An 18,453-nucleotide genomic window follows, 5' to 3' on the forward strand; every position below is an offset into this window, starting at 1 on the left:
TCCAGTTACAGCTTAGGTGTTTCAGATGGTGGAGTGATCGCATCACTTTCCACAACCTTAACTTTGGCACCGTTACTTAGACGAACTTGGCCAGAAGTTACAACCGTATCGCCAGCTTTAACACCCTCAAGGATGTGAGCAATATCAGCGGTACGTTCACCTACTTTTACAACATGTTGAGCAACACGCTGAACACCGTCTTCTTCCGTTAGGATGTAAACATTGTCACCGTATAGTGTGAAGGTGATTGCTGTTTGAGGTAGTGTTACTTGGTTCTCTAGTTTAGGCAGAATGATGTTGGCACGCGCGAACATACCGCTACGAAGCTTGCCATCATTGTTTGGAATGTCTGCTTGAACTTGAATCAAACCACTTTGGATACTTACTGCAGGTTCGATTGCGCTGATAGAACCTTCGAAAGGCGTCTCAGGGTAAGCGTCAACGAAGATATCGATAGCTTGACCTACATTAATGCGTGAGATGTCTGTTTGAGAAACCGTAAAGCGGAGGCGCATAACACTGGTGTCTTCTAAACGAACGATATCAGTACCCGACTGCAGGTATTGACCTAGATACACATTACGGATACCGACTTTACCATCGAATGGTGCACGGATTTCACGACGTTCGATCGACGCTTTCAGGCTTTCAATATCAGCCGATAGAGAGAAGTAGTTCGCTTCTGCTTCATCGTATGCTTCTTTAGAGATAGAGCCTTTCTTAAATAGACCTTGGTAACGCTTGTACTTTGCTTTTGCAGCAGGTAAACGCGCTTCAGAACTTTTCAGGTTCGCTTTCTCAACATCTGAATCTAAACGAACAAGTTGCTGGCCGTTTTTGACGTCAGTACCTGATTCGAAAGAGATTTGATCAATGACACCGCTGGTTTCGTTAGCCAGTGTTACACCTTGGTTTGGTTCGATGAAACCAATCGCTTCAATCACTGGAATCCAGTCGATCGGCTGAACTTCAGTCACTGTTACCGGAAACTCTGGCTCAGGACGGTTTGCCATGTACTCAGCAATTTTTTGTTGTTTGAACATGTTGAACCCGATAACGCTGCCGAAAAGCAGTACAGCGATGAGTAACATGAAGAAAGTCCACTTTTTCATTATGGTCAAAACTCCGATCTAGTGTGTAATTATTGCGTCCCAACTGGCTTCAATGGCTGCTTCTAATGCGGCCTCATCCATTTGGTAAAAACCTAAAGAGTGCTTACGTGCAAGTGACACGCTAGCGGCTAAACTTAAACCACTTAAAATTTCATTATTGAGTGGTTTAAAAACTCCCTGCTCTTTACCCTCGTTAAACAGTAGCTCAACTTGGGCAAACATTTTTCTTTCAAGTTCCCTAAATGCCATGCTATTTATTGCAGGTAGAGAATCGTACTGAACCCTGTTTTTGATTGCTGCAGGGTTCGTACCCGCTAAGTTCCATATGTTTAACCACATAGTTCTATAACGTAGCTTTATTGAATCTGAATCATTAACACCATTTTGAACAGCGTCCGCGACTCTTTGAGTTACCTGAATGCGAACATCTTCAATTAAATGGTCTTTATCATCGAAATATCGATAAATAGTACCGGCAGCCACACCTGCTTCCTTGGCCAGTTTTTGCATTGATAAGCCTTGAAAGCCTACCTCGGCAATTAACTTCTCCGCAGCAGAGAGTATCTGTAAGCGTTTATCTTGAGATGTATTATTGGTCATAGACTAATCACTAGTGAATGAACGTTCATTCATTATAGCCTGAATTACGTACATTTGTGCAACAGAGTTTTGCATAAATAGAGTAAAATTCTTGTGTAAGAGAGCATAGCATTCGTACCGTTGCACCATTATTATAGGCGCGCGTGAACAAATAGACCTTTTAACCATGTTGAGAAAGTAATGAAACTGAACCCAAGACAAGATGAAGCTGTGAAATACGTCTCTGGTCCTTGCCTCGTTTTAGCGGGCGCAGGCTCAGGTAAAACACGTGTAATCACCAATAAAATCGCTTATTTGGTTCAGGAATGTGGTTATAAAGCTCGTAACATTGCTGCGGTAACTTTTACTAATAAAGCGGCACGTGAAATGAAAGAGCGTGTTGGACAAACCTTAGGGAAAGGCGAGTCTAAAGGACTCATTGTTTCGACCTTCCATACCATGGGCCTTACGATCATCCGTCGTGAGTACAAAGCGCTTGGCTTAAAAGCGGGTTTCTCTCTATTTGATGATCAAGACCAGTTAGCTTTATTAAAAGAGCTAACGGAGAAACAAATCGATGGTGATAAGGATTTGTTACGTGCATTGATGAGCACAATTTCAAATTGGAAGAATGACATGCTAACGCCAGATCAGGCGAAAGCACGTGCTCAAGGTGAACAAGAGCAGTTATTTGCATTCTGTTTTGAGATGTATCAAAAACAAATGAAGGCTTATAACGCATTAGACTTCGATGATTTGATCGCAATGCCTGTTTTGCTATTGAAAACCAATCAAGAAGTTCGTGAGCGTTGGCAGTCACGCATTCGTTACCTATTGGTCGATGAGTATCAAGATACCAACACCAGTCAATATGAACTGGTTCGTTTACTCGTCGGTGAACGTGGTCGTTTGACCGTTGTAGGCGACGATGATCAGTCTATCTACTCATGGCGCGGTGCGAAACCACAAAACTTGGTGTTGCTTGGTGAAGATTACCCAAACCTACGCCTGATTAAGCTTGAGCAAAACTACCGCTCAACCAGTCGTATCTTGCGTGCGGCGAACATATTGATCGCCAATAACCCACACGTGTACGAGAAGTCACTGTTCTCTGAGATCCCTGATGGCGAAAAGCTCAAAGTACTTAACGCCAAGAATGAAGAGCACGAAGCCGAGCGTATTACTGGCGAAATCATTGCGCATAAATTTTTGAATCGTACTGAATACAAAGATTATGCGGTGCTTTATCGAGGAAACCACCAATCTCGGTTGATTGAAAAAGCGCTGATGCAAAACCGTGTGCCTTACAAGATCTCTGGCGGTACCTCTTTCTTCGCCAGAGCTGAGATAAAAGACATCATGGCTTACCTGCGAGTATTGGTGAATCCGGATGATGACAATGCCTTCCTACGTATTGTGAACACCCCGCGTCGCGAGATTGGCCCTGTTACGTTAGAGAAGTTGGGCAGTTACGCCAATATGCGTGGTAAAAGCCTATTTGAAGCCAGCTTTGAAATGGGATTAGAGCAGACATTGACTGGTCGTGGTCTAGAAAACCTACGTCGTTTTTCTGATTGGATTGTTCGTATCTCGGATAATGCTGAACGTGGAAACACTGTTGAAGCGGTGCGATCCTTGGTTCGTGACATTAATTACGAAGATTGGCTCTACGAAACCTCTCCAAGTCCGAAAGCTGCAGAGATGCGAATGAAGAACGTGTCTGATCTCTATAGTTGGATTGTTGCGGATCTAGAAGGCGATAATTACGATAAAGAAGAGAAGACGCTTCGCGAAGTGGTTCAACGTTTAACCCTGCGTGACATGATGGAACGTGGTGAAGATAACGACGATGCCGATCAAGTTCAATTGATGACGCTGCATGCTTCGAAAGGCCTAGAGTTTCCTTATGTGTTCTTGATGGGGGCAGAAGAGGGCATTCTTCCACATCAAACCAGTGTTGATGAAGGTAATGTAGAAGAAGAACGTCGTCTTATGTATGTAGGCATTACTCGAGCGCAAAAAGAGCTGACTTTTACTAAGTGTCGTGAGCGTAGACAGTACGGTGAGTTGATCAAGCCGACGCAAAGCCGCTTCTTAGATGAATTGCCTCATGAGGATGTGGAGTGGGAATCAGTGAAAAAGCCGCAGTCGGCTGAAGAGAGAATGGAAAAAGGACAGGCCCACATTGCGAATATTCGTGCGATGTTTAATAAGAAGTAATAGACAGAGTTCCAGGTAATAAAAAAGGTGACCATGAGGTCACCTTTTTTATATCAATCTGTTTTGGCTTACAGGCCAGCAATCATGTGCTCGATAGCATCTTTGATTTCATCGTCAGAACAATCCATACATGAACCTTTAGCAGGCATTGCATTGAAACCGTTGATTGCGTGATCTGCTAGGATGTCTCGGCCTTGTGCAATTCGTGGAGCCCAATCACCAGCATCACCAGTTTTAGGTGCACCGCTCACACCGGATGCGTGACAAGCAATACAGAAGGTTCCGTAAACTGCTGCGCCATCACGAGGGCCTGTTGGTTCAGCAACGACTGGCTCACTACCGACTAGGTATACTTGACCAACTGGTTTGATGCGCTCAGCAATAAGATCTTGCTCCGCTTCACTTAGGCCTGAAGCCATAACGCCAGTGGAAAAGGTTAAAGCTGCGATAACAACAGTTAAAATTCGACGAGACATATCCATTAAACTCACTTTACATTCCCAAGGTAAGTACATGCTTACCAATTTATAGTGTTAGAGGGGTGTGTTGATTTAAGTTGCAAAAAGCGACTGTTAAATCAATGTAAATAATGGGTGATTATATCCTGATAAGTTGTTGCAATAAACAACAACTTATAAGCTCCAGAGGGTTGTAGTACTCAAATAAGGGGTTTATCACATATTAACTGTCGAAAAAGAGACCAAACAGAAAAAAAAGTTAAAAAAGTACTAGACGACCTTAGGTGATATACGTATTATTCCACTCCGCCGACAGGGCATGCGCCTGTAGCTCAGCTGGATAGAGCGTTGGCCTCCGGAGCCAAAGGCCGAAGGTTCGAATCCTTTCAGGCGCGCCATCCGGTCTCTTACTTCGGTAAGTGAGAATTGGCAAAAAAAGAAACAATGGTGGCTATAGCTCAGTTGGTAGAGCCCTGGATTGTGATTCCGGTGGTCGCGAGTTCGAATCTCGTTAGCCACCCCATTCTTTCTTTACAAAATAACGGTAGCTTCGGCTTCCAGTGTTGACTCATTATTCCCAAGAGTTGAGACAAAATTAGTCGGTGAATAGCGCAGCTTGGTAGCGCATCTGGTTTGGGACCAGAGGGTCGGGGGTTCGAATCCCTCTTCACCGACCACTATTTCAATAATCGCTTGATAGCGGTTATATAAAAAATTAGTGGTGGCTATAGCTCAGTTGGTAGAGCCCTGGATTGTGATTCCGGTGGTCGCGAGTTCGAATCTCGTTAGCCACCCCATTAATTTTGGTAACTTCTTTGAAGTTCCCTGTTTGAGAAATCAAACGAAACGTCTCGGTGAATAGCGCAGCTTGGTAGCGCATCTGGTTTGGGACCAGAGGGTCGGGGGTTCGAATCCCTCTTCACCGACCACCTTAAGAAGCCTCGTCAGAAATGACGGGGCTTTTTTGCATCTGGAGTTTCGAGAGTTTGGGACCAGAAGGCCGTGGGTTGGTGCGCCAGTCCGATCAAATCCCCCCCTCACCGACCACCTTAAGAAACCTCAGTCGAAAGGCTGGGCTTTTTTACATCTATCGCATCGGAAATTCTTCAATTGTTGATTTTGAGTGCTAGGAACTAACCCATTTCGATATCTCGCATGACACCACTTCAGTCAAGCTCTCTCTATAAAACACCCCACTATCGATTTTCTAGATTTTCGCGTCTTAATTGAGATGAATGCTTTATGAAATGTGCAGATCTATATCTAATTTTATATAAATAAATCACTCAACTATTCGACAGATTAATGAGTTTGGTCTAAAGATTTTTATGAAAAGTGAAAACTGACCCCAAATTTGCTCACTAAGGCCTGTATTTGACAGCTTTCTTTACACTCAGTCGCTCAAAGTCTTCTCTAATTTATTAAACCTTTCGTTTTTCTAGTTTGTATTCGTTGAAATAATAGTAGAGGTTGAATGTATGGCTAAATGAGATCTATCTGGTTGTTTTATTTGCTTTAATTAATAAAGTTAGCGTTTGTTTCTATAGTGTTAATTGTTTTTTGGAATAATTATTTGTTTTTAGTGACTGGTAGTGAGATCTGCTTTTAACCACAGGTTTAACTCTACAAGTAAGTAGTAGTAAGGGGTTTGTGAGTATTTATTACCAACAATATGATGTTGTTTTTTCTTACTATATGCTCTCTATGTGAATGGTTATGTGGTGCTTTTGCTTGTTAAACGTTTAATGTCGACTTTTTATCCTATTTTTGTTGCTTTTCTGTGAATTATTTGCCAAATTGTCAACCGTATAAAATATCAGAACAATATTCTGGTAAGAATGGATTCAATTTTGCAGACAGGGCAGAGAGCTGCCAAAGCAGTAGAGGTCTGGTAATGTCACTTTTAGAAGTAAAAAATCTTCGTATCGAATACCCATCACGTCATGGTGTACACGCTGCAGTAAAATCACTGTCGTTTAGCATTGAACGCGGCGAGATTGTCGGTGTTGTTGGTGAATCTGGCGCTGGTAAATCAACAGTAGGTAATGCTGTGATCGATTTACTAAGCCCTCCCGGTCGTATTGCGAGCGGTGAAGTGTTCCTTGATGGCGAAAAAGTATCGGGTTTATCTCCGGAAGAGATGCGTAAAGTTCGCGGCTCTAAGATTGGGTTTATCTTTCAAGATCCAATGACTTCTCTTAATCCTCTATTTACCGTAGAACAGCAATTAAAAGAAACCATCCATGCCAATATGAAGGTATCGGATGCAGAAGCTTATCAGCGTTCATTAGACTTAATGAACCAAGTGGGTATCCCACAACCTGAAAACCGCCTTAAACAGTATCCGCACCAATTCTCTGGTGGTATGCGTCAGCGTGTGGTTATCGCGATTGCATTGGCAGGCGAACCTGACTTGATCATCGCTGATGAACCAACAACTGCTCTAGACGTATCTATCCAAGACCAAATCTTAGGCCTGATTCGCGATCTATGTATTAAGAAAAACGTAGGTTGTATGTTGGTAACCCACGATATGGGTGTTGTATCTAACGTGACTGACCGTGTTGCGGTTATGTACCGTGGTGATCTGGTTGAATTCGGCCCAACGAAACAAGTATTGGGTACACCTGAACACCCATACACGCACAGCTTGATTTCAGCCGTTCCTCGCTCAGACCGTAAACTCGACCGTTTCCCTCTTGTTAGCTACATCGAAGAAGCGCACGAGATGGAAGCCTTAGATGTAAAAAATCACTGGTTAGGTCAAAGCCAAGATCATCGTGAATACACAGGTCCGCTACTGAACGTAGAAAACGTTAACCTGCGTTTTACGACAAAAGATTCGTTCTTTGAAAGCCGTCGCGAGTATGTGCAAGCATCAAACAATGTAAGCTTTGAAGTGCATGAAGGTGAAACCTTTGGTCTAGTGGGTGAGTCTGGTTCTGGTAAATCGACGATTGCACGTGTTATTGCAGGTTTATACGCACCTAACTCAGGCAAAGTAACCTTTGAAGGTGTCGATCTTACTGGGCTTAAATCTGAAAAAGAACGTCGCCCAATGCGTCGTCAAATGCAGATGGTTTTCCAAAACCCGTATACGTCAATGAACCCGCGTATGAAGATTTTTGACATCATCGCAGAGCCAATTCGTTTCCATAAACTGACTCGCAACGAGAACGAAACTCGTCAGATTGTTCATGATTTATTGGATCATGTTGGTCTTGGACAAATGGCAGGGGTTAAATACCCACATGAATTCTCAGGTGGTCAGCGTCAGCGTATTTCTATCGCTCGTGCTTTGGCAACGCGACCTCGCCTATTGATCTGTGATGAACCAACATCTGCATTAGATGTATCGGTACAAGCGCAGATCCTAAACCTATTAAAAGATCTACAAGACGAGCTCAACCTAACCATGCTGTTCATCAGTCATGATTTACCGGTTATTCGTCAGATGTGTGATCGTGTTGGTGTGATGCAGATGGGTACGCTACTGGAAGTGGCGCCTACAGAGCAGTTATTTAACTCTCCACAGCATGAATATAGCCAACACCTGATTTCTTTAATGCCTGAATTTACGGGTTTACGAGAAGAAAAAGCAGTGGCACAAGCCGCAATATAAATTTCAGCAGGTTAGAGGCTTAGCCTGCCTGAAATACAATAACAGACGCAAATACAACAACTAGGGATCTGGATTCCCGCATGAAGGAGTTATGCAATGAAAACCATGAAAAGCAAATTAGCAGTAGCTTTGATGGCAGCTGGCCTAAGCTTTAGTGCAGCAGCAGCAGATATTACTGTTGGCTACGCAGCTGACCCAGTGTCACTTGACCCGCACGAGCAGCTATCTGGCGGCACACTGCAAATGTCTCACATGGTGTTTGACCCTCTAGTACGTTTCACTCAAGAGATGGATTTTGAAGGCCGCCTAGCGACAAGCTGGGAACGTGTCAATGAAACGACTTTCCGCTTTAATCTACGTCAGGGTGTTAAATTCCACTCAGGCAATGAACTGACAGCTGATGATGTTGTGTGGACATTCGAACGTCTACAAGCATCTCCAGACTTTAAGTCTATCTTTACGCCTTACGAGAAGATGGTAAAAGTGGATGACTACACAGTTGAACTAGTCTCTAAAGCGGCTTACCCACTAGTACTACAAACAGCAACTTACATCTTCCCAATGGACAGCAAGTTTTACTCAGGCCAAACAGCCGAAGGTAATGACAAATCTGAGCTAGTTAAGCACGGTAACTCGTTCGCTTCTACAAACGTTTCAGGTACTGGTCCATTCATCGTAACTCAACGTGAGCAAGGCGTTAAAGTAACGTTTGAGCGTTTCAACGATTACTGGGATACAGAAACGAAAGGTAACGTAGATAAGCTAACATTGGTTCCAATCAAAGAAGATGCAACACGTGTTGCGGCACTTCTTTCTGGCGATGTAGACATGATTCACCCAGTAGCACCTAACGATCACAAGCGTGTTAAAAACGCTAAAAACATCGATCTAGTGACGCTGCCTGGTACTCGTATCATTACGTTCCAAATGAACCAAAACAGCAACGAAGCACTTAAAGATGTTCGCGTTCGTCAAGCAATCGTTCATGCAATTAACAATGAAGGTATTGTTAAGAAAATCATGAAAGGTTTCGCTACTGCTGCTGGTCAGCAAAGCCCAACAGGCTACGCGGGTCACGATGATGCACTAGTACCTCGTTACGACCTGAAAAAAGCAAAAGAGCTAATGAAGGAAGCGGGCTACGAAGATGGCTTTACGCTAACGATGATGGCGCCAAACAACCGTTACGTGAACGATGCAAAAGTTGCTCAAGCGTCAGCGGCAATGCTATCTAAGATTGGTATCAAAGTTGATCTTAAAACGATGCCTAAAGCGCAATACTGGCCTGAGTTTGACCTATGTTCAGCAGATATGATGATGATCGGTTGGCACTCAGATACAGAAGATTCAGCTAACTTCAGTGAGTTCCTAACAATGACTCGTAACGAAGAAACGGGTCGTGGCCAATACAACTGTTCTGGTTACTCAAACCCAGAGATGGATGCAATTGTAGAAGCTTCTAATACTGAAACTGACCCAGTTAAGCGTTCTGAAATGCTGAAAGGCGTTGAAGCAACACTTTACAACGACGCAGCGTTTGTTCCTCTTCACTGGCAAAGTGAAGCGTGGGGCGCGAAGTCTAACGTAGGTGCAGCAGACATAGTAAACCCAATGGTTATGCCTTACTTCGGCGACCTAGTTGTAAAATAATCTAGCTTGCTAGAATCGAGAGCCTGAAGCTTTTCAGGCTCTCGAATTATTAAGAAATAGATTTAAGTTTCGGTATTTGGTCTTCCTTCAGTCTGGCTAAATACCTTTTTTAAGACTGAAATTTTTTATCTAGTCGCGGATTTTGATTAGATAGTCATGGATAGATAAGGGGCAAGGAATGGTTACGTTTCTGGTCAAGCGCCTGTTTCAGGCACTGATAGTGATGTTTGTGATCAGTTTGGTGGCGTTTGCCATACAGGATAACCTGGGCGACCCGTTGCGTGAGTTAGTCGGTCAATCTGTTTCAGAATCGGAGCGTCAAGCGCTGCGTGATGAACTCGGCTTAAATGATCCCTTCATTACAAAATACACTCGCTTTGTAGGCGCTGCTCTACAGGGTGATCTTGGTACTTCGTACTTCTTTAAGCGTCCGGCTGTGGACGTAATTCTCGATAAGCTAGTAGCCACGCTAGAGTTAGTGTTTGGCGCTTCTATTATTATTGTTTGCCTGTCGATTCCACTCGGCGTTTACTCCGCTATTCACCCTAAGAGCTTTTTTACCAAGCTGATTATGGCGGGCAGTAGTGTCGGTATCTCGGTTCCTGTGTTCTTGACGGCCATTATGTTGATGTATGTCTTCTCTATCGAGTTAGGCTGGCTACCGTCCTTTGGTCGTGGTGATACGGCAAACTGGTTTGGTTGGGAATCTGGCTTCCTAACGCTTGATGGCTTGGCGCACCTTGTGCTTCCAAGTATTGCTTTGGCTTCAATCATGCTACCGCTGTTCATTCGTCTCGTGCGTTCTGAAATGCTGGAAGTATTGAGCTCGGAATACATCAAATTCGGTAAAGCGAAAGGCTTAGCGCTAAACAAAATCTATTACCAACATGCATTGAAAAACACCATGCTACCGGTACTTACCGTTGGTGGTGTTCAGATTGGTACTATGGTGGCATATACCATTCTTACTGAAACGGTTTTCCAGTGGCCAGGTACAGGCTTCTTATTCTTAGAAGCGATCAACCGTGTAGATACGCCGCTGATTACCGCATACGTTATTTTTGTTGGTCTTATTTTCGTAGTGACTAACACGATTGTTGATTTGCTTTACGGTGTTATCAACCCAACCGTTAACATCACAGGGAAAGGAGCATAATCATGGAACAGACATCGACAGTGCCGTCTCGCTGGGAACGTTTTAAGCAATCAGACATTGTGTATTACTTCTTACGCGACAAAGTGGCAATGGTGAGCTTCGCCATTTTCTCAATCTTCTTAGTGATGGCACTAGCAGCACCTATTCTAGCGCCAACAGACCCGTACGACGTGACATCGATTGATATCATGGACTCAGAACTTCCACCATCATGGATGGAAGACGGCGAAGATCGCTTCTTGCTAGGAACGGATGAGCAAGGCCGTGATATTTTATCGACCATGCTTTACGGTTCGCGTTTATCATTGACCATTGGTTTCTTAGCCGTAGGTCTACAACTGACGCTTGGTATCATCATTGGCTTGTCTGCGGGTTATTTCGGTGGCCGTATTGATAGCTTCTTGATGCGTTTTGCAGATGTTCAGCTCTCTTTCTCGACCATGATGGTTGCGATCATTGTGTCTGCTATCTTTAAAGCAAGCTTTGGTAGTGACTTCTATGCGCAATACGCCGTTGTCATGCTAGTGGTAATCATTGGTATTGCAGAATGGCCTCAGTATGCACGTACCATTCGTGCATCAGTATTGGCAGAGAAGAAGAAAGAATATGTAGAAGCAGCTCGTGTGATGGGCTTTAAGGCGCCACGTATTATGTTCCGCCATATTCTGCCGAACTGTTTATCGCCAATTTTGGTTATCTCTACGGTACAGGTGGCAAATGCCATCATGTCGGAAGCGGCACTTTCTTTCCTAGGTTTAGGTTTGCCAGTCGACCAACCGTCACTGGGTGCCCTGATCAGTGCCGGCTTTAACTACATTTTCTCTGGAGCATGGTGGATCACAGCATTCCCTGGTGTGCTTTTGGTAACACTCGTTCTAGTGATCAACCTATTAGGTGACTGGTTACGTGACGTATTTAACCCTAAAATTTATAAAGGGTGATAACACGGATTGATTTTTAGTAAAAAAAATCACTAAACTAAGAGCCGTAAGCAATTACGGCTCTTTTTTTGCTTAATGGATCTGGAACTTAGTATTATTGATATGGTCAATATTACTTAAAATGGAATTCATGTTTTATCGACATAGAATCGGTAACAATTAGCCCGCGAGGGTTTAAGTGGTGGTTATGAAATTGACAATGAATGCTGTATGTCGTGCTGTGAGTAAAAATTATCGTATGGGGCTTATTGCTGCATCCCTCTTGGCATCGAGCCAGGTTAATGCAGAATCGGTTCTATGTGATGCTACTCAAGCAAGCACTAATCAATTACCACAGCTAGAACAATCATGTCCGATCGGTAAGGGTGTTTGGGGTAGCAAGGCGCCTAAACGTCATTCAGCTAATGAGCTGTTTTGGGTTCAATGTGGCCTGCTTAATAAGCCTTTGTCATTGAGCCGAGCTAAGCCCCTTTATGAAAAGATATCGACTAACGTATGGATGAAGCCTGAAGGTGACGATTATCGTTGTCTGATTGGCCCTTATTCTACATTCTCTGATGCGAGAAAAGATCTGGCTCAGGTGCGTCAAGTGTCTGGATACAGCGAAGCCTTTATTCGTATGGTTGATAAGTCTCAGACCTCGTCACAGCCTATCGTTGCAAAACCGGCAGAGCCAAAAATGGTTAAGCCTAAGGCTCTTGTAAAACCAAAACCAGCAGCAAAGCCTACACCTAAACCTGTGGTCGCTACTTCTGCGTTAGCCGCAACGAGTGCAGCCGCAATTCAAGCGATTCCTAGCAATGGTTCAAGTTCCGGTAATGATCTTGATATCGAAGTTCGTGTGACCGCTAATGTTGCAGGCAATAAGTATGCGGTGCCTTATTTGTCGGACCATAAACAGCAGTTCTATATGGAGCAGGGAAAGCCTTGGAGTCGTTTAGATTTTGGTAGTGCCGAACTTGTGTGTAATCAGATCGGCATGAAGTTGATGAATGAACAGCAGTGGCAGAGCATTCTTGGCTCAAAAGTCATGGAAAAGCAGAACTGGCCAATGCACCTACCTTATTGGGGGGCTGATAAGAAGGGCCTATTTACCAATGGCAACGTAAACCAACTCAAAGGTTCCTCATTACTTAACGTGATGTGCGTGAAGTAGAGCGAATAGTTTTTCAATAAAAAAGCTCCAATTATCGTTGGAGCTTTTTTATTCAAGATTAAACGTTTTACAGTTGGTAATGGTAGGTATAAAAAAAGCAGGCTAAGTAGCCTGCTTTTTGCAACATTCGTTGTATTCAGCGCTTAGCGCATCGTTACGAATTCTTCGCTGCCCGTTGGGTGGATAGCCACAACAGAGTCAAAATCTGCTTTGGTTGCGCCCATCTTCATTGCAACGCCGAAGCCTTGAATCATTTCATCAACAGTGAAGCCAATACCGTGTAGGCCGACGACTGTCTCTTCTTCGCCAGCACATACTAGCTTCATCTTACAGGGTTGACGGTGCTGAGTGACTGCTGTGTACATTGCAGTAAAACCAGACGTGTATACTTTGATGTTGTCTTTGCCGTATTGCTCTTCAGCTTCTTGAGTCGTTAGACCAATTGTGCCGATAGGTGGGTGGCTGAATACAACAGTAGGAACCAGCGTGTAGTCCATCTTTGCGTTTGTTTGACCGTTGAATAGACGCTCAGAAAGCTGACGACCGGCTTTAACAGCAACAGGTGTTAGCTCGATACCGCCTTCCATGATGTCGCCAACACAGTAGATGCCAGGAACGTTGGTTGCTTGGAACTCGTCTACTTTGATGTAGCCACGGTCGTTCGTTGCAACGCCCGTTGAAGCTAGGTTGATAGCGTCAGTTGCTGGGTGGCGACCGATAGCCCAGATTAGGTGGTCAACGTTTTGAGTGTTGCCGTTCTCTAGGTGTAGAGTCAGCGTGCCATCTGCTTCTTTCACTACTTCTTTAGGAACAGAGTGCGTGTGAAGTGTTGGGCCTTCCGCTTCCATTACTTCAACCAGTGTCTCAACGATCATAGGATCGAAGCTACGTAGTGGTGACTCTTTACGACAGAACAGGTGTGTTTCTGTGCCAAGTGCACTTAGTACGCCTGCGATTTCTACAGCGATGTAGCCTGCGCCGATTACAGCAACACGCTTAGGTTGCTCCATCAGGTCGAAGAAACCATTTGAGTCGATACCGTGCTCTGCGCCAGGGATGTTTGGAATGGTTGGACGACCTCCCACTGCGATCAGGATGTGATCCGCAGTGTAGTGCTCACCGTTTACTTCAACAGTCTTCTCATCGACAAACTTAGCAAAGCCTTTGATTACGTTTATTTTGTTGTTACCAAGAACACGGTCGTAAGATTGGTGGATACGTCCAATGTACGCTTGGCGGTTTTCAACCAGTTTGCCCCAGTTGAAGCCTTTTACGTCAACGTCGAAGCCGTAGTCTTTTGAATATAGGTTGATCGCTTCAGCAACTTGAGCACCGTGCCACATAACCTTTTTAGGAACACAACCAACGTTTACACAAGTACCACCAAGGTCTTGAGCTTCGATAAGTGCAACTTTTGCACCGTGCATTGCTGCGCGGTTAGCTGATGCGATGCCGCCTGAACCGCCGCCGATACAGATGTAATCAAAATGAGTCGCCATTACTTTCTCCATTTATTAAAGGCTGTGGGTACAGTGAGCACACTGAACACCTACGTCCTATAGATTCTTAAATTGTCTAATTATTATATTGAGGGCAGATCGGTTGAACTCAATCTCCCTGTTTAAAATTTATTCGTGCACGTCACAGTCTGCTGAGTATTCGTCAGACGATGACGTTAAGTTCGAGATTACTCAGGTACGATCCACTCTACCTTGAAGTGACCGGTCGCTGGCGCAATTGCTTCCTTCAAGAATGGAAGAATTTCGTTCATTTGGCTTTCTAGCTTCCAAGGTGGGTTGATAACAATCATGCCTGATGCTGTCATGCCGCGCTCGTTGGTGTCTGGTGATACGCCAAGTTCGATTTGTAGAATTTTGTTGATGCCTAAGCTTTCTAGCCCTTCGATCATGTCTTCGATATCACAGCGGTTTACCACCGGGTACCAAATTGCGTAGATACCGGTTGCCCAGCGCTTATGGCTTTGAGCAATCGCAGTCACGACATCGCGGTACTCTTTTGCAAGCTCGTAAGGTGGGTCGATAAGCACCAAGCCACGACGTTCTTTAGGTGGTAGGCTGCCCTTTAAGCGTTGGAAACCATCTTCTTTGTAGATAGACACCTGACGATCGCGGTGGAACTCTTGTTCAAGCAGAGGGTGGTCTGCAGGGTGAAGCTCGGTTAATACCATGCGGTCTTGGTCGCGTAGGTGTGCGCGTGCAACACGTGGTGAGCCCGGGTAGAAACGAAGTTTCTCGCCATTGTTGAGTGCTGAGATAGACTCAAGATAGCTTTGAATGTCTTCAGGAAGGTTTTGTTGCCCCGCTTCACTTGCAGACCATAGGCGTGCGATACCTTGCTTGTATTCACCGGTTTTTTCAGACCATTCATGCGTTAAGTCGTAACGACCTACACCAGAGTGAGTGTCATGATAAACAAAAGGCTTATCCTTCTGTTTCAAAGAATTAAGAATAAGGCTCTGTACGATATGCTTTACTACGTCGGCATGGTTACCTGCGTGGAAGCTGTGGCGATAACTTAACAAATTAAACTCTCGTAACACTCTCGAATTAGAGTGTGGTTAGTGTAGGTGGGGTTAATCAGACTATTATAACCCTCAATGGACCATAAATTCTCGATCAATTCAGGAACAGTCGTTCTCAATATGCAGTTAGTTATTGGTTCTGCTATTGAAATTTGCCTTCATGGGCACTATTTAATAATTATTCGCAGGTGATTTTTTAGGGCGCCCCTTAGCCTGATGACTGTAAGACGACCTCATTACAAAAAAGACGAAAGTCTCTAAAGCCAAAGGAATGTTTATATGTCTAACCCGCTATTAACCTTCACGGACTTACCTCCGTTTTCACAAATCAAACCTGAGCACGTTAAGCCTGCGGTTGATCAAGTGATTGAAGAGTGTCGCAACAAGATAGAACAAGTACTTGAAGGTAATACTTCACCAAGCTGGGACAACCTCGTTGCTCCGATTGATGAAGTGGATGATCGTTTAGGCCGCATTTGGTCACCAGTAAGCCATATGAATTCTGTGATGAACAGCGATGAGTTGCGTGACGCTTATGAGAGCTGCCTACCTGTACTTTCTGAATACGGCACTTGGGTTGGTCAACATAAAGGTTTGTTCGAAGCTTACAAAGCGATCAAGGCGAGTGAAGCATTCTCGGCATTAAACCAAGCTCAACAGAAAACTATTACAGACGCACTGCGTGACTTTGAATTGTCAGGCATTGGCTTGCCAGCAGACGAGCAGCACCGCTACGGCGAGATCAGCAAGCGCCAGTCTGAGCTGGGTTCTCAGTTCTCAAATAACGTGCTTGATGCAACCATGGGTTGGAGCAAGCAGGTGACAGACGTGGCTGAACTGGCCGGTATGCCTGAATCGGCATTGGCAGCAGCACAAGCCGCGGCAGAAGCTAAAGAGCTGGAAGGTTACCTACTGACTCTGGACATTCCTTCATACCTACCGGTGATGACCTACTGTGATAATCAAGCGCTACGTAAAGAGCTGTACGAAGCTTACGTAACTCGCGCTTCAGATCGTGGTCCAAACGCAGGTAAGTGGGACAACACTGAAATCATCACTGAACAACTTAAGCTGCGTCACGAGATCGCTCGCATGCTGGGTTTCAGCACCTACAGCGAGAAATCACTGTCGACCAAGATGGCAGAAACGCCAGACCAAGTACTTGGTTTCCTTAACGACCTAGCAGTAAAGGCCAAACCACAAGGTGAGCGCGAAGTAGAAGAGCTACGTCAGTTTGCTGAGAAAGAGTTTGGTGTCTCTGAGCTAAATCTGTGGGACATCGCTTACTACAGCGAGAAACAAAAACAGAACCTGTTCGAGATCTCTGATGAAGAGCTTCGTCCATACTTCCCTGAATCGAACGCCGTTTCTGGTTTGTTCGAAGTACTAAACCGTGTGTTTGGTATGTCGGTGACTGAGCGTGAAGGTGTGGATACATGGCACGATTCAGTGCGCTTCTTCGACATCTTTGATGCGACAGGAACATTGCGCGGTAGCTTCTATCTAGATCTATACGCACGTGAACACAAACGTGGTGGCGCTTGGATGGATGACTGTCGCGGTCGTCGTATTACTCAATCTGGCGAGCTACAAACGCCAGTGGCTTACCTAACGTGTAACTTCAACAAACCAGTCGGTGATAAGCCAGCACTGTTTACCCATGATGAAGTCGTGACTTTGTTCCACGAATTTGGTCATGGTATCCACCACATGCTAACGCAAGTTGAAGCGGGTGCTGTGGCAGGTATCAACGGTGTACCTTGGGATGCCGTTGAGCTACCAAGTCAGTTCCTAGAAAACTGGTGTTGGGAAGAAGAGGCGCTGTCGTTTATCTCTGGTCACTTTGAAACCGGTGAAGCTCTACCAAAAGAGATGCTAGAGAAGATGCTCGCGGCGAAGAACTTCCAGTCAGCGATGTTTATCCTGCGTCAGCTAGAGCTTGGCCTGTTCGATTTCACGCTGCACACAGAATACGATCCAGAAGTCGGTGCTCGCGTACTAGAAACATTAGCTGACGTGAAGTCTAAGGTATCGGTACTGCCAAGCCTTGATTGGAACCGATTCTCACACAGCTTTGGTCACATCTTTGCTGGTGGCTACAGCGCAGGTTACTACAGCTACCTATGGGCAGAAGTCTTATCTGCAGATGCGTTCTCCGCATTTGAAGAAGAGGGTATCTTCAACACTGAAACCGGCAATCGCTTCCTGAACAACATCCTTGAGATGGGTGGCAGTGAAGAGCCGATGGAGCTGTTCAAACGCTTCCGTGGTCGTGAGCCACAAATCGATGCAATGCTTCGTCATGCGGGCATTCAAGCTTAGGCTTGTGATTCCTTATATTAGTGATTACATAGCTTAGATTTATGGCAACAGAGCTTAGATTCGAGACGACATAAGTTAGATAAAAAAAGGCTGAACATTGTGTTCAGCCTTTTCTTTTTGGATCATCTAAACATAATCGAGTGCGTCTATAAGTTATGGATTCACGTTGCGATTGATAGGGTTTTGCAATGAAATCAATGTCTCAGTCGATTGAACCTCGTCGATCGCCTGCAATTTATCAATCAACACGAACTGCAATTCTTCTATCGATTTACACATCAGCTTAACGAAAATGTTGTAGGCGCCCGTGGTGTAGTAAGCCTCAACCACTTCGTCTAATGCGTTTAGTTTAGCAATGGCTGAGTGGTAATCACGGGCTGCATTGAGGTTGATACCAATAAAACAACACACGTCGTAACCCAGTTTTTTTGTGTTTACCACAACCTCGGTTCGCTCAATAATGTCGGCCGATCTCATCTTTTCGATACGAACGTGAATCGTCGCGGGGCTGACATCGAATTTCTTTGCCATTTCAGCATAAGGCGTGCGCGCATCTTCCATCAAAGTTTTGAGAATAGCGCGGTCTAGGTCATCCAGACGAGCAGTAGTTGTGGACATGCGTAACCCCTTATATCGAATGAAAATAGTCCGGCTAGAGTACATATCATAGCCAAGGGTGATAATATTAGCAGCAA

The 18,453-nt window shown here is 44.7% G+C and carries 13 protein-coding genes and 5 tRNA genes; 12 read left to right on the top strand and 6 right to left on the bottom strand.

The window, feature by feature from the left end; translation table 11 throughout:
• Positions 1-5: 5 nt before the first annotated feature.
• Both IHV80_RS00250 and IHV80_RS00255 read right to left on the bottom strand, forming a co-directional pair.
• A complete protein-coding gene (locus tag IHV80_RS00250; RefSeq protein WP_192889684.1) occupies positions 6-1,112 on the bottom strand; it encodes an efflux RND transporter periplasmic adaptor subunit in 1,107 nt (368 codons plus the stop codon).
• A gap of 18 nt (positions 1,113-1,130) precedes the next feature.
• Positions 1,131-1,712, bottom strand: coding sequence for a TetR/AcrR family transcriptional regulator (locus IHV80_RS00255; RefSeq protein ID WP_192889685.1), 582 nt, complete (start codon positions 1,710-1,712; stop codon positions 1,131-1,133).
• Positions 1,713-1,892: 180 nt separating this feature from the next.
• On the opposite strand from IHV80_RS00255, the gene rep reads away from it, so the two are divergent.
• A complete protein-coding gene (gene rep, locus IHV80_RS00260; RefSeq protein WP_017112130.1) occupies positions 1,893-3,911 on the top strand; it encodes a DNA helicase Rep in 2,019 nt (672 codons plus the stop codon).
• 68 nt (positions 3,912-3,979) lie between these two features.
• Here rep and IHV80_RS00265 read toward each other — a convergent pair whose 3' ends face one another.
• Positions 3,980-4,393: a c-type cytochrome gene (locus IHV80_RS00265; RefSeq protein WP_192889686.1), complete on the bottom strand. Its 414-nt coding sequence runs from the start codon at positions 4,391-4,393 to the stop codon at positions 3,980-3,982.
• 297 nt (positions 4,394-4,690) lie between these two features.
• Between IHV80_RS00265 and IHV80_RS00270 the strand changes: the two genes are divergently transcribed.
• The 10 genes from IHV80_RS00270 to IHV80_RS00315 all read left to right on the top strand — a co-directional run bounded on the left by IHV80_RS00270 (position 4,691) and on the right by IHV80_RS00315 (position 12,894).
• Positions 4,691-4,767, top strand: a tRNA-Arg gene (locus IHV80_RS00270).
• A 49-nt stretch (positions 4,768-4,816) separates the two neighbouring features.
• Positions 4,817-4,892: transfer RNA gene (locus tag IHV80_RS00275), tRNA-His, on the top strand.
• A gap of 77 nt (positions 4,893-4,969) precedes the next feature.
• Positions 4,970-5,046: transfer RNA gene (locus tag IHV80_RS00280), tRNA-Pro, on the top strand.
• A gap of 44 nt (positions 5,047-5,090) precedes the next feature.
• A tRNA-His gene (locus IHV80_RS00285) sits at positions 5,091-5,166 on the top strand.
• Positions 5,167-5,221: 55 nt separating this feature from the next.
• Positions 5,222-5,298, top strand: a tRNA-Pro gene (locus IHV80_RS00290).
• A gap of 965 nt (positions 5,299-6,263) precedes the next feature.
• Entirely contained in the window at positions 6,264-7,991 is a 1,728-nt protein-coding gene (locus IHV80_RS00295) for a dipeptide ABC transporter ATP-binding protein (RefSeq protein ID WP_099167170.1), read from the top strand.
• Positions 7,992-8,087: 96 nt separating this feature from the next.
• Complete coding sequence (locus IHV80_RS00300) at positions 8,088-9,641, top strand: ABC transporter substrate-binding protein (RefSeq protein WP_192889687.1); 1,554 nt, start codon at positions 8,088-8,090, stop codon at positions 9,639-9,641.
• A gap of 178 nt (positions 9,642-9,819) precedes the next feature.
• Entirely contained in the window at positions 9,820-10,797 is a 978-nt protein-coding gene (locus tag IHV80_RS00305; RefSeq protein ID WP_017112127.1) for an ABC transporter permease, read from the top strand.
• Between the two features lie 2 nt (positions 10,798-10,799).
• Positions 10,800-11,738 carry an ABC transporter permease gene (locus IHV80_RS00310; RefSeq protein ID WP_192889688.1) on the top strand — a complete coding sequence of 313 codons (939 nt, stop codon included), beginning with the start codon at positions 10,800-10,802 and terminating at the stop codon, positions 11,736-11,738.
• A 187-nt stretch (positions 11,739-11,925) separates the two neighbouring features.
• Positions 11,926-12,894: an SPOR domain-containing protein gene (locus IHV80_RS00315; protein ID WP_192889689.1), complete on the top strand. Its 969-nt coding sequence runs from the start codon at positions 11,926-11,928 to the stop codon at positions 12,892-12,894.
• 143 nt (positions 12,895-13,037) lie between these two features.
• Here IHV80_RS00315 and gorA read toward each other — a convergent pair whose 3' ends face one another.
• Positions 13,038-14,393: a glutathione-disulfide reductase gene (gene gorA / locus IHV80_RS00320; protein WP_004735546.1), complete on the bottom strand. Its 1,356-nt coding sequence runs from the start codon at positions 14,391-14,393 to the stop codon at positions 13,038-13,040.
• A gap of 188 nt (positions 14,394-14,581) precedes the next feature.
• Positions 14,582-15,436: a 23S rRNA (adenine(2030)-N(6))-methyltransferase RlmJ gene (locus IHV80_RS00325; protein ID WP_192889690.1), complete on the bottom strand. Its 855-nt coding sequence runs from the start codon at positions 15,434-15,436 to the stop codon at positions 14,582-14,584.
• A gap of 279 nt (positions 15,437-15,715) precedes the next feature.
• On the opposite strand from IHV80_RS00325, the gene prlC reads away from it, so the two are divergent.
• Positions 15,716-17,758, top strand: coding sequence for an oligopeptidase A (prlC, locus tag IHV80_RS00330; protein WP_192889691.1), 2,043 nt, complete (start codon positions 15,716-15,718; stop codon positions 17,756-17,758).
• A gap of 153 nt (positions 17,759-17,911) precedes the next feature.
• On the opposite strand, the gene asnC is transcribed toward prlC, so the two are convergent.
• Positions 17,912-18,376, bottom strand: a complete 465-nt coding sequence (asnC, locus tag IHV80_RS00335) for a transcriptional regulator AsnC (protein ID WP_009848066.1) — start codon at positions 18,374-18,376, stop codon at positions 17,912-17,914.
• Positions 18,377-18,453: the final 77 nt, after the last annotated feature.

It is taken from the genome of Vibrio bathopelagicus (genome assembly GCF_014879975.1).
GTDB lineage: Bacteria > Pseudomonadota > Gammaproteobacteria > Enterobacterales > Vibrionaceae > Vibrio > Vibrio bathopelagicus.